The sequence below is a fragment of the Oceanobacillus sp. J11TS1 genome, from assembly GCF_018333215.1.
Classification (GTDB): Bacteria; Bacillota; Bacilli; order Bacillales; family Amphibacillaceae; genus Oceanobacillus.
On sequence record NZ_BORO01000017.1, the window covers coordinates 61,605 to 73,290 of the forward strand.

General features: G+C 37.1%; 12 protein-coding genes. 2 read left to right on the forward strand and 10 right to left on the reverse strand.

All coding sequences use genetic code 11. The features are described from left to right. Positions 1-13 precede the first annotated feature (13 nt). From KI343_RS13490 to KI343_RS13505, 4 genes are all read right to left on the reverse strand, one after another. The gene (locus tag KI343_RS13490; RefSeq protein WP_212926945.1) at positions 14-658 is read right to left on the reverse strand and encodes a 3-oxoacid CoA-transferase subunit B; all 645 of its coding nucleotides are present in this window, start codon (positions 656-658) and stop codon (positions 14-16) included. Continuing rightward, on the reverse strand, positions 636-1,349 hold the full coding sequence (locus KI343_RS13495; RefSeq protein ID WP_212926946.1) for a CoA transferase subunit A: 714 nt from the start codon (positions 1,347-1,349) through the stop codon (positions 636-638). The genes KI343_RS13490 and KI343_RS13495 overlap by 23 nt, the downstream gene beginning before the upstream one ends. A 286-nt stretch (positions 1,350-1,635) precedes the next feature. Continuing rightward, positions 1,636-2,586, reverse strand: coding sequence for a hydroxyacid dehydrogenase (locus tag KI343_RS13500; RefSeq protein ID WP_212926947.1), 951 nt, complete (start codon positions 2,584-2,586; stop codon positions 1,636-1,638). A gap of 163 nt (positions 2,587-2,749) precedes the next feature. Then, on the reverse strand, positions 2,750-3,163 hold the full coding sequence (locus tag KI343_RS13505; protein ID WP_212926948.1) for an acyl-CoA thioesterase: 414 nt from the start codon (positions 3,161-3,163) through the stop codon (positions 2,750-2,752). Between the two features lie 236 nt (positions 3,164-3,399). On the opposite strand from KI343_RS13505, the gene KI343_RS13510 reads away from it, so the two are divergent. After that, positions 3,400-4,566, forward strand: coding sequence for a pyridoxal phosphate-dependent aminotransferase (locus KI343_RS13510; protein WP_212926949.1), 1,167 nt, complete (start codon positions 3,400-3,402; stop codon positions 4,564-4,566). Positions 4,567-4,731: 165 nt separating this feature from the next. Here KI343_RS13510 and KI343_RS13515 read toward each other — a convergent pair whose 3' ends face one another. The 5 genes from KI343_RS13515 to KI343_RS20185 form a co-directional block, all read right to left on the reverse strand. Then, entirely contained in the window at positions 4,732-5,541 is an 810-nt protein-coding gene (locus KI343_RS13515) for a histidine phosphatase family protein (protein ID WP_212926950.1), read from the reverse strand. A gap of 538 nt (positions 5,542-6,079) precedes the next feature. Continuing rightward, positions 6,080-7,168 carry a hypothetical protein gene (locus tag KI343_RS13520; RefSeq protein WP_212926951.1) on the reverse strand — a complete coding sequence of 363 codons (1,089 nt, stop codon included), beginning with the start codon at positions 7,166-7,168 and terminating at the stop codon, positions 6,080-6,082. 13 nt (positions 7,169-7,181) lie between these two features. Continuing rightward, positions 7,182-8,585 (reverse strand): alpha/beta fold hydrolase, encoded by a 1,404-nt coding sequence (locus KI343_RS13525; protein WP_212926952.1) that lies wholly within the window; start codon positions 8,583-8,585, stop codon positions 7,182-7,184. A 17-nt stretch (positions 8,586-8,602) separates the two neighbouring features. Continuing rightward, the gene (locus KI343_RS13530) at positions 8,603-9,262 is read right to left on the reverse strand and encodes a hypothetical protein (protein WP_212926953.1); all 660 of its coding nucleotides are present in this window, start codon (positions 9,260-9,262) and stop codon (positions 8,603-8,605) included. 114 nt (positions 9,263-9,376) lie between these two features. Next, complete coding sequence (locus KI343_RS20185) at positions 9,377-9,559, reverse strand: DUF4176 domain-containing protein (protein ID WP_244856941.1); 183 nt, start codon at positions 9,557-9,559, stop codon at positions 9,377-9,379. 299 nt (positions 9,560-9,858) lie between these two features. On the opposite strand from KI343_RS20185, the gene KI343_RS13540 reads away from it, so the two are divergent. Continuing rightward, the gene (locus KI343_RS13540) at positions 9,859-10,251 is read left to right on the forward strand and encodes a hypothetical protein (RefSeq protein WP_212926954.1); all 393 of its coding nucleotides are present in this window, start codon (positions 9,859-9,861) and stop codon (positions 10,249-10,251) included. Positions 10,252-10,422: 171 nt separating this feature from the next. Here KI343_RS13540 and KI343_RS13545 read toward each other — a convergent pair whose 3' ends face one another. Continuing rightward, a complete protein-coding gene (locus tag KI343_RS13545; protein WP_212926955.1) occupies positions 10,423-11,274 on the reverse strand; it encodes a glycerophosphodiester phosphodiesterase in 852 nt (283 codons plus the stop codon). Positions 11,275-11,686: the final 412 nt, after the last annotated feature.

Genomic DNA, 11,686 nt, shown 5'->3' on the forward strand with positions numbered 1-11,686 from the left:
TCATTCCTTTTGTTTATTTATCTATGAATCTGCAAGTAAATGTCGCCCCAGTTATTTTCTGTAATTCTTCTAAACTCAAATCGGACAACTTCTCGATGAGTTCCGTACCTTTCGCTGAAAACTGAAATACAGCATGTTCCGTAACTAGCATATCTGCTCTTCCATTACCGCTTGTCGGGAAGGTCAGCTTTTCCACTAGTTTGGGTTTCCCGTCTTTCGCCTGGTGTGTGGATGCAATAATGATTCTCCTTGCCCCAGCAACAAGATCCATGGCACCTCCCACACCTAAAATGTCTTTTCCCGGAATCGCCCAGTTGGCAATTTCCCCGAATTGGTCAACTTGAAGAGCCCCCAAGACGGCAACATCAATATGCCCGCCCCGAATCATCACAAAGGAATCGGAACTATCAAAAATCGATGCACCAATTTCCATTGTGATCGGATGTTTACTGGCACTGATTAAATCCATGTTGATATTCTCATCATCTGGTGTGGGCCCCATACCAAGCAAACCGTTCTCCGACTGCAAATCTACTTTTTTATCACCTAGGTAATCAGGAATCAGCGTTGGAATTCCAACGCCAAGATTTACCGTATCTCCATCAGACAATTCCTGTGCAACCCTTTTTGCAATCTTAATTCTGCTTCCCTGCGTCAACGTATCGCCCCCCTACCTTTACATAATTACTCATAACCAGATAATCTACATAGACGTGCGGTGTGGTGATTTCATACGGACTTAGTTCTCCAGCTTCTACAATTTCCTGGACCTCTGCAATCACGATTTTTCCCGCGGTAGCCATGACAGGATTGAAATTACGCCCGGTGTGATCGTAAACTAAATTTCCTTTCGTATCTGCTTTCAATGCCTTAATCAAAGAAACGTCTCCTTTAATGGCCTTTTCCAAAATATATGTTTCTCCATCAAATACTCTCTCTTCTTTTCCTTCAGCAAGTTTTGTTCCAGCCGCTGTCTTCGTATAGAAACCAGCAATTCCAGCTCCCCCACAGCGAATTCGTTCTGCCAGCGTCCCCTGAGGCACAAGTTCAATTTCCAGGTTACCTTTGGACCACTCATTTACTGCATCACGATTTGATGTAAAATAAGAACCCACCGCTTTTTTGAGACATCCTGTATGCAGCAGGATTCCCAGCCCCTTATCTTTTTCACCAAGGTTGTTGCTTATTACGGTTAATTTTTTCTTATCAAGTTTTGCTAACTCGTCAATTAGCGTAAACGGAGTACCCGAAAGTCCAAATCCGCCCACGAGTAAAGTATCCCCATCCTTTATTAAATTTGATAGTTCTGTTCTTTTTATTAATTTACTCAAAATCCCCCCACCCCTCATCCTTCCAAAAGGTAATGCTAGTAAACTGGCAAATGTAAAACTGGACGCGTTCTTAAGCTATATTAAAAATGAAAACTAAACCTTCATTCCATTTTGCAGAATAGCCATTCTATATGATGTTATTCACGTTTCATTTAAAATATTATTAAAAGCCAATTACCTCCCTATACCTACACAACTTTTTTCAATAAAAAACCGATACAAGCACGAAGGTATATTTTCGTGATGATATCGGAAGTAACTTCACACTATTTATCTTAGTAAATTTTATCTTCTTAAATTGGTTTTAATTCACCACGCAAAGGGACTGTCCAACGTTTAGTACTCTGTCCACTTCCTCTGCAATCAGCATAGCCGTACGGGACTGGGCTTCTACCGTCAAACCAGCAATATGCGGAGACAGCCGGATTCCTTCTACTTGCGTAATTGGAGAACCTTTTTCTACTGGCTCTTTTTCCAAAACATCCAGGTAAGCACCTGCTATTTCCTTAGCTTTTACAGCTTCCACGAGAGCTTCTTCATGGACGATGCCGCCCCTAGCCGAATTAATGATATAGGCATGCTCCTTCATCAGCCGCAAATTATTACGGTTGATCAAATGCTTGGTTGCTTTCGTTAAAGGTACATGAACAGAAATAAAATCGGACGCTTGGAACAGCTCCTTCAGACCCACTTGCCGGATTCCTGTTTCCTGCACGACATGGTCAAATGGCGCCACAAAAGGATCATAACCAATCACATCCATTCCAAATGCTTTGGCCCGCTTGGCAACACGGTGGGCAATCTCTCCCATTCCGATGAGTCCTATGGTTCTTTTGCTTAATTCATAGCCTGTAAATAATTTCCGGTCCCAATTTCCTTCCCGTACATCCGCATCGGCAGCTTGTAAGGGACGTGAGGCATCAAGCATCACCGCCATTACATACTCAGCCACAGACGTTGCATTCGCATTCCGTGCGGAGATTACCGGGATGTTTCTTTCTCTCGCACCCTTCAAATCAATATTGTCTAAGCCTACACCCAGCCGTCCGATTACTCGCGCTTTTTTGCCCGCATCCAGAAACGCCGTATCCACCTTTGTTTCATTTCTGACAATCACCGCATCATATTCTGGCAGCAAGCTCAATAATTCCTCTCGTTTCCGGCTCAGTTCCATATCATAATCCACGCTATAGCCTTTTTGTTTTAATGCTTCGATCCCGTCATTCCACATTAATTCTGTGACAAGAATTCTCAAGTTTTCTTCTCCCCTCTGTTTAAACACTAACAGTACGTATTTCCATGTATAATTACAATGTTCGTTTTTTATTCGGCTAATATAATCTATCGGGGGTTATTTTGAATTTTAGAGTCAGCATCATTGAAGTAAAACAAAAGGGCACAACGGTTGATACGATACTTTAATTTTTGTCTAGAGCCGCCCTGAAAGGACCGGCAATTTCCTCGATAACTGGTCTGCTTTTTCTAGTCGTAAAATCAATCATCACTTTAGTGACAATCGCTTCACAGACCAGTTCCTCTTTATCATTCAAGATTTTCTGTTCAAATACAAAGCTCGTATTCCCTAAATTATTTGGTTTTGTAATTACCCGGAGGACATCGTGGAGCAGTGCTTCTTTTTTGTACAAAATACTAATTTTTAAGACTACGGTGCCTAAATTAGCTTTGGGAAAATCTTCATAGGAATAACCCGCATGCTTGATGTACCACGCTTCTCTGCCATGCTCAAGATAATTCAAGTACACACTGTTATTAACATGATGCAGTCCATCAATATCCTTTTCCTCAACTACGATTTGTTTTTCTGCCTCCATCGTAACCTTCCCCTTCCCATCATCCTATTTTAGATAACATTAATGGAAGGCGCGCGGAGAGTCAAGATTAAAAAATGAAAACTTCCATTTTTCCAAATAATCATTTAAAGAAACATTTGTATCAACTTATTTTTATATAATAGATATTGGTGACATATAAAAGATTAGGGGGATTATGCCTTTCGCTAAGAGAATTGTTTCCTATGGAATAAAAGAATACACATGGAGGTGTTCACATGAGTTCATTTGCAATGGAGAAAGTCCCATCTTCGGAAATAAGAGTCATGTTCGACGCCGCAAAAAAATTGGAAGCAGAAGGTAAAAAGTTGGTTCACATGGAAATCGGCAGACCAGATATGGATACGCCCGCTCATATTGTCGAAGCAGCAGTAAAAGCTTTAAGGAATGGTGAGGTCCATTATGCATCAAACGCAGGGATACTTCCTCTCCGCGAGGCAATCGCAGACAAGTACGATACGGAACATCAGCTTTCATACGATCCATACAAAAATATTTTAGTAACGAATGGGGTTGCAGAAGGAGTTTATCTCGCCATTAGTGCCCTTCTAAATCCAGGGGATGAAATTTTAATCCCTGACCCTGTTTGGCTAAATTATAATAACGTTCCAGTCATGAATTTTATTCACCCTGTTTCCTACACATTAACTTCTAATAATTCATTTTTACCCGATATCAACGAATTAAAGGAAAAGGTGACAAACCATACCAAGATGCTTGTATTATTGTCTCCCTCTAACCCAACCGGTGCCATGCTTACTCACCAGGCAATCAATGAACTTGCATCATTTGCCAAAGAGAATGATTTAATTGTTCTATCCGATGAAATCTATGAAAAGATAATCTATGATTCCAAGAAACATATCAGTATTGCAACCGTGAAAGATATGAAAGAAAGAACCATTATACTAAATGGCTTCTCTAAATTTTACTCGATGACAGGCTGGAGAATTGGTTACGCGTTAGGAAATGAAAAATATATTCAGCCTATGCTTAAAATGCATCAATATATCAATAGCGCCTCTACCACTTTTGCACAGTGGGGCGCATTAGAAGCATTAACAGGAGATCAAACGCCTTCCATTAAAATGGTAAAGCAATTTGAAAAACGAAGAAATTTTTTCGTGAAGAGCTTAAATGAAATTCCAGGGTTTCAGTGTCCAAGACCGGATGGCGCCTTTTACGTATTCCCTTCTATTAAGGAAACAGGGATGAGCTCAAAAGAAATGTCCCAATTTTTGCTGGAAAAAGCGCATGTAGTTTCTGTAGCTGGCAGCAGTTTTGGTAAATCTGGAGAAGGACACATTAGGTTTTCTTATACTGCTTCGCTATATGAATTAGAAATCGCTGTTCATCATATTTCAAAAGCAATGAAAGATTTATAATTCTATTTTTACGCTAGCCTCTCATCTATTAAGATTTATCCGATTTTTTTTCGCTGGTCACACGAGGAAGGCTGAGTAAATTAAAAGCATATGGATGAAAACTTCATATGCTTTTTTGCTTTACTATTCAGTTACGGAATCTATCAAATTTCCCAACCCTTCTTCTTATTCTTGACCTTTTTCGATATAGCTTAGATCGCCCACCTTATCTATGCTATATTTACCATCTTTATATTTAACAGTGGTTACACTTGCATTTTTCAATCCTCCGGCTGGTAGCTCGTACCCTTCAGATAAAATATCTACCAGTACACCAATACTTAAACCGTGAGAAACAATTAATACGTTGCTGTCACCTTTTCCACTTTCTTTTTCAGCAATTTCATCAATACTCTCTTTCAAACGTTTTGCAATAGTTTCATAGTCTTCAGCTGGCCAATTTTCTCCTTCTTTTACTCTGCCTTTATCTAATTCAGCGACACTATTCGCAAAATTTTTAGGTGAGATCCCTTCATCCATCCATTCATCAAGTGTCTTCCCTTGGCTTTCTGCAATATCAGTCCACATCGTATGATTTAGTTCGCCTTCATAGGATCCAAAATTGAATTCACGTAAACGTTTATCGGTCTGTAGGGTTACATCCGATTTCTTGTTCTCATCTAATATAATATTAGAGGTTTGAACGCTTCTCCCACTATCACTACTATAAGCTGCCGTAAACTCAATATCTTTTAAGCCTTTTCCGGCATAGCGTACCGTTTTTTCCCCCTCAGCAGTGAGCACCGCATCAGACCATCCTTGAACCCGGTCTGTTGTGTTTAGCATGGTTTTCCCATGACGTACAATATACAGAGTGACTTCTCCATCTTCGACCGATTCTTCCTCTTTTTTCTCCAAAGCGGAAGTACTACTGCACCCAACAATAAAAATTATACTAAATACTGCGACAACCAATTGTAATAAACGTTTTTTCATTTGTTTCTCCCTTTTTTCATTTTTTATAACTTCGGTGTTTGCTTTTTCTTCATTCTTCAACTAAAAACGCATCGATTTTCATTGTACGAAGATTGGCCATTATCCCCCCATAAATCTTTTTCTACATCAACTAATTTATCATTCCGATGTAAAAGGGATTTAAATTTTGTATTAATCTTTTGTAAAACACAAAAAGAACGCCTTCATGCTTAAGAAGTGCGCCCTTGTGTGGAGGATAATTTCACGTTTTACTTGGTTAAATTAAAGCTTTGCTTAATGAAGTTATAAACTTCTTCTGAATCTATTCGTTCTAAAACAAGTGATATCCAATAGAGAATTGCAGAGCAGTGAGTTATTCTCAGGTTTCTGTTAAACGCTTATAGAGGAATTAAAAAAGAGAAAGGGGCCGTGAGTTGTCATTAACCATAAGTGTAAAAAATCCCACCTTCATTAGCAGGTGGGATTTATCCTTACTCAGGTAGCGATACGATATTTGTCATGGTTTCCTATTATTTTCCTTTCACGTGATAAGTGGTCATTACAATCCTAAATCCACTAAATAATAAGTTGGGTTGTTTTTATCTTCTTGCAAATCGATAATCACATTCGTTGAACCTGCTGATCCTGTGATTGCCTCTGCAAATTCCAGACTTAAAATAATACAATTTTCATTAAAGTACGCAATATCTGCCAGCCTAATTCCAGCGGATTCTAAATTGAGTTCTTTATCAATTTCGTCATAATTCAACTCAAATTCAGCATTGATTTCTTTATTTCCACTTATATAATCTTCTACTTTTTGGATTTTTTGAGTTCCCTCTTTTATTGGTTCCGTTTTTCCATTTATATAAACATATTTGTAGTCCTCACTAAAGACATCATCATCTTTTGTTATAAATAATTCATTTGTCTTCGTATTAATTACCTGATAATCAATAACGCTTAGTGAATCATTTATCTTTTCTAATAAAGGATAATAAGGTACTAACTGCTCTTGCCCAGCGGCATCAGCAAGCTCTGTATCTTGAAAAACATCCATTTCTGATAAATCATGTAAAGCAAAGAAGTAATAACGCTCCCCTGTATTCTCATTTTCTAACTCTAAAATAAACCCTTCTTCATTTGTCCGATATATATTCATTAATAGTTTGCCTTCGATTTCTTTTTCCAAGTTATCAGGTATAGAGAAGCTCGATTCATTCTGACTTGTTTTTATTGATAACACATTTCCTTCTTCCAACGTCACAACAGGTAACCGTTCATCTTCTTCATGACTGATTGCTTCCCGAAGGCCTTTTTTTCCGTTAAATAATTCATTAAGAACACTTGCATAATTTTCTGTGGAAAAGATCCGTTTCGTATATTCATTGAATTCTGAGGACGTATATTGAAAATATTTAATTGTATTTTCATTTTCATTCATATTCCTAATAGCATACGTAAAATTGTCTCCTTCTTCAAATAGAAAAATAGACCCATAACCTAAAATATGACTTTGCAAAAAGTCAGTTAGGGCTGGACTATTTTCGGGAGGGAATCCTTGTTGATAGGTCACTTTATCCTCATCCTTTTCACACGCAAATAATAGTAATGCGCAAGTCAGTGTTATTAACATTATTTTTTTCACGTCTATCCAGCTCCTATTCTTTATTGTCAGTATTTACTTGTCGTATTAATTGAATAAAATCTTCACTTATAATTTCAAAAGAATGAGCTGGCTTACTAATACCTTCTCCTTTAACATCATAAGAGAATCGATTGTCTATTATCGCTTCTAATGATTCTCCATGCTGACTCTTTACAGAAACTGCTCCATCGCTCGTATCATAAACCTTATATGTACCATCATAGCCTCCGTACCCTTTGACAGTATAGGTTGTATGATCGCGTCCAGCTACTGCTGTAATTTCCATCTCCAGTAATTTCTCATGAGTTTCGGGATTGGCTAATTTTAACTCCTCCACATCGTCCACCATAGCTTCACTGTTCATATCTGTATAAGCATTGCTGTGTTGAAACTGGTTATCTACTCTTTGATTTTCTTCATTAAAATCTAGGTAATTACTATATTCAGTGGAATTTTTCTTTAAGCTTTCTGCAGGTTTTGGAAATGTATTTGCAAGTCCTCCAAGTAAGTTTTCATCGTATGGTGTACCAATTGTTGTTATACTTCTCACGTTATCTGGATAATCCATGGCAAATTGAAAAGACCGTCTTCCTCCATAACTATGTGCAAACATATCTATTTGGGTTTCATCGTTTAATAAACCCATTTCAATAAACTTTTCAGCTAAATCATCACTTGTTTTTTGACGATGCTCATTTTCATATTCTGTTTCATAAACCAAATGAAGTCGATTGTTTGTATCCTTACTTTCTAATTCATCTAAATCTATTTTCATTTCTTTATTTTCACCATTAACTCTTTTAACTTCATAATATTCCACATCACCATTTCTATATTCATGGATGATTATATCACCATGACTCGAAGCTTTTACCGCAGTATTAAAAAAACTCTTCCCTGTATCCTCAATCCCATGGATATACACCGAAACATTTTCAAATCCCGTAAAACTTCCAGTTATATCATTTATTTCGTTATACAATAAGTTGATATCATTTAAAGCTTGTTGCAATGGGGATCGATATGCAAGAGAAGCATTCGCAAACGCTGTATCTATTTCTTCTATTTTTTGTTTTAAACTTTCGTATTCAGGAAGAACAAAATCATTAATTTTGGTCTTTAATATAAAATTTTCCCATTCTTCTTCCCCTGTAGGATCTTCTATTCGATTAAATTTACGTGATTCTTCATCTAGACATATTTCAAGATCGTAAATCCACTTCTTTATGACTGAATTAATTTGTTCATAGTTAAACATGATGGTTTCTCCTGAAGCAGAGGCATTAATGCTTCCTTTGTTCAAGTTATTCCATGCCGTAGTAAAAGCTTCTTTAACTAATTTAGAAGAAGTCGATTCAACAATCTCCTCTGCTTCTAATTTATGTGCATTTAGCAGCTGTTCAATACGTTGACTCACCGTCCGTCTCCCCCCTTTTAAACGGTAAACTCTATTCTACTTGCCATCGTATCCAATCGTACTATTTCTTGAACAAATGCTTCTACTTCTTTTAATAATTGTTCAATATGCTCTTTTGTTTTTTCAACAATGGATTCTATTTTAACTTCCGCTTCAAACCAAATACTTGTAAAATCATCCCAAGGCAAATTCGTTTCTGAAATAACTTCATTAATCATCGTTTTAAAAGATAAAAATAACTCCTCAATATTTGTTACATTAAACTTAAAAGAAAGAGCAGCTTCTCTCATTATATCCTCATCTACTTTAACTTCATCTTCAATCCGTTCCGAGGATAACGAATATTGCCACTCAGCCCTAGCTGTAGATGAATTAATAACCGAATTACCTTCATCCGCAGCCTCCATTGCCAGCATAAAATGCTTCATAACGTCTACAAAATTTAATAACACTGGAGCACTTTTTCCCATCAACTCAAGGTGTTTATTTAAATTGGTTTTTAATGAAGACGCAGCTTTTCCACTCTGCTGATCCAACTTCTCTTGAAAATAGGTAATATACCCAAAAACCTGATGAAAACTCTCCTCTAGTTCATTTATTGTTTTTCCTACATTATCTGGAAGACTTTTATTAAATTTAAAACCGTTCCCTCCGCCTCCATCAGACGCTAGATTCATCTTAAGCCCTCTCTTTCTTCTCCATTACGTTCCGCCGCTACAAGTAATTGATTTAATTCCAACTCTTTCTCATCAACATATCCATAATGATAAAGAACATCAATGTCCTCTCGATCAAAAAGAATAAATTTTTCTTTTGCGGCTCACAAATCCATTAGGATATTCTAAAGCTGCAAAATCTCTAATCACGTTATTAGTTTCGGAATATAACTGCCTCCCGATAATAAGTAATCTCCTGGAATCATTTTTTAAACCAACGACACTTCCTACTGGCAAATAATGCTTTTCAAAAATCAATGAAGCTCTTCCTCCTTTCCTTCTACCAAAAAAATTATGTTATGTTTCACGTTTTCACTAATCATTAGAAAGTAAATAATTTATCAATTCTTTTGAGAACGATTCTTCCAAATCTTCAGCATTATCCACATAATAACATACTTTTTTGTATTCTTTTAGGTTGTTTTCAAGATAAATTCTATATTTGTACATTACTTCGTTTTCACCTTAATACACGAAAATATCAGCATGCACGAAATGGGAATAATTCATCTACCTCATCAATAAACTCTATAAACAATATTTTTTGGAGGGGTACGATGAGCGCTAATAATCTGGTGTTAACCGAGGACATGCTTGCCCGTTATTATGAGCTTAATAAGAAGAAAAAAGAAATTGAAGCAGAAATGAATCAATTGAAAGCCTCTTTCCATAAATACATGGATAAATACAGCGGTCCGGATAAAAAGGGAGAGCTTGTCGAAGGAAATTATAAGATTTTACGTCAAGTTCGGAAAACGGAAAAATTTAAAGAGAAGGATACCGTTGAACGACTAGAGCAATTACAAATGGATGATCTCATCCAAGTTGTTAAAAAGCCTGATGATGCGAAAGTGAAAGCAGCAATCGAGCTAGGACTGCTTAAGGAAGAAGACTTGGAGAGCTGTAGAGCAGTGAGTTATTCCCAAGCAATTTCTGTTAAAAGGTTATAGAGGAACTAAAAAAGAAAGGGGCCGTAAGTCGTAATTGGCTCCTCTCTTTTTTACAAAGTGAACCTCACGGGGCAGAAGAAAGCACCCTCTCCATTAGGAGTTGGGTGCATTTTCTACTTACTACTATTTAAATTTTGAACACCTAACCTAGGATACTCTTTTCTAAAGTTCTCAGTTTTTCACTGGATGTTTATAAACGTATTCTGGAAAGTCGGTAATGATACCGTCCACATTGCGTTCAAATAGGTTATTTGCTTGTTCCTGTGTTCGTACTGTATAAGGGTACATCTTCATCCCAGCATGATGAACGCGGTCAACAAGTTCATCTGTAACGATATTCATATTCGGATTGAAGAAATCAGCATATGTTGCAAATTGTGCCAGCTGCTCATCTGTAACATTTGCCCAAGATGTACCGGCAAGGACACCGTGAGGGATATTCGGCAGAAGTGCCTTGGATTGTTGGACAGATGCATGATTAAACGACTGAATAATAATTTTTTTATTATTAGGCTTATGCATATTGCGTTTCATTAAGGCTTCAGCGACCTTTTCTTCCACACCCGGGTATAATTCAGCAGATTTTAGTTCGATTAATAACCCAATCTTCCCTCGATATGTATCGATTACCTCTTCAAAAGTAGGAATTCGTTCCCCGGCAAATTCTGGACCGAACCAGCCCCCAGCGTCCAATTGTTGGATCTCTTCAAGAGTGTAATCCCCAACAGACCCTGTCCCATTTGTTGTACGATCGACAGTTGTATCATGAATGGCGATTAGCTCTCCATCCTTGGTCATTTGTACATCAATCTCAATATAATCTGCTTTCATCACAAAAGCCTTTTCAAAAGCAGCCATTGTATTTTCTGGAGCATGCCCTGATGCGCCCCGATGTGCAATATTAACCATTTTTTTCTGTTGCTGAACTGTCTGAGCATCACTAATGGATGCGAATGCAGGAACGGTGAACATAGAAGTGGATATCATTACGATTAGCGATAAAATTGCAATTTTTCGTGTCATAATCTTAATCTCTCCCTTTTTCTGTATTTACTTTTTATTATAGAGATAATCTATTAAGTCAATGTAAACTGTAAGATAAAGAAATGTAAGATAATTGATAGATTCGTAGTGGATTGAAAGATTTACAAATGAAAAATTGACAACTGCTAAGCCTATTACTAGTCATTACTTTTTAAATTCCATATATTCACCTCCATTTTTGTCATTAAGCTAAAAATAATCACCATTCTTGTTGACATTTGGTACCATATATATAAATTCGACATACTTTGTTAATTTCCTTTTATGGTACTGTCAATAAGTTTGTGTAAATTAATAGGGTATCCTCTCTATTGGGATGTATTTTCAGACACCTTCCCCGGGTACCCGGGGAAGGTGTCTGAAAATTAGCTCGTTTCTTACCTACTCCCCG

Excerpts from the sequence above, each read along its gene's own strand:
- KI343_RS13515 (WP_212926950.1), bottom strand. The coding sequence starts at position 5,541 with ATGAAAAAACGTTTATTACAATTGGTTGTCGCAGTATTTAGTATAATT.
- KI343_RS13530 (WP_212926953.1), bottom strand. The coding sequence starts at position 9,262 with ATGAATCTAGCGTCTGATGGAGGCGGAGGGAACGGTTTTAAATTTAAT.
- KI343_RS13510 (WP_212926949.1), top strand. The coding sequence starts at position 3,400 with ATGAGTTCATTTGCAATGGAGAAAGTCCCATCTTCGGAAATAAGAGTC.
- KI343_RS13540 (WP_212926954.1), top strand. The coding sequence starts at position 9,859 with ATGAGCGCTAATAATCTGGTGTTAACCGAGGACATGCTTGCCCGTTAT.
- KI343_RS13545 (WP_212926955.1), bottom strand. The coding sequence starts at position 11,274 with ATGACACGAAAAATTGCAATTTTATCGCTAATCGTAATGATATCCACT.
- KI343_RS13495 (WP_212926946.1), bottom strand. The coding sequence starts at position 1,349 with ATGAGGGGTGGGGGGATTTTGAGTAAATTAATAAAAAGAACAGAACTA.
- KI343_RS13505 (WP_212926948.1), bottom strand. The coding sequence starts at position 3,163 with ATGGAGGCAGAAAAACAAATCGTAGTTGAGGAAAAGGATATTGATGGA.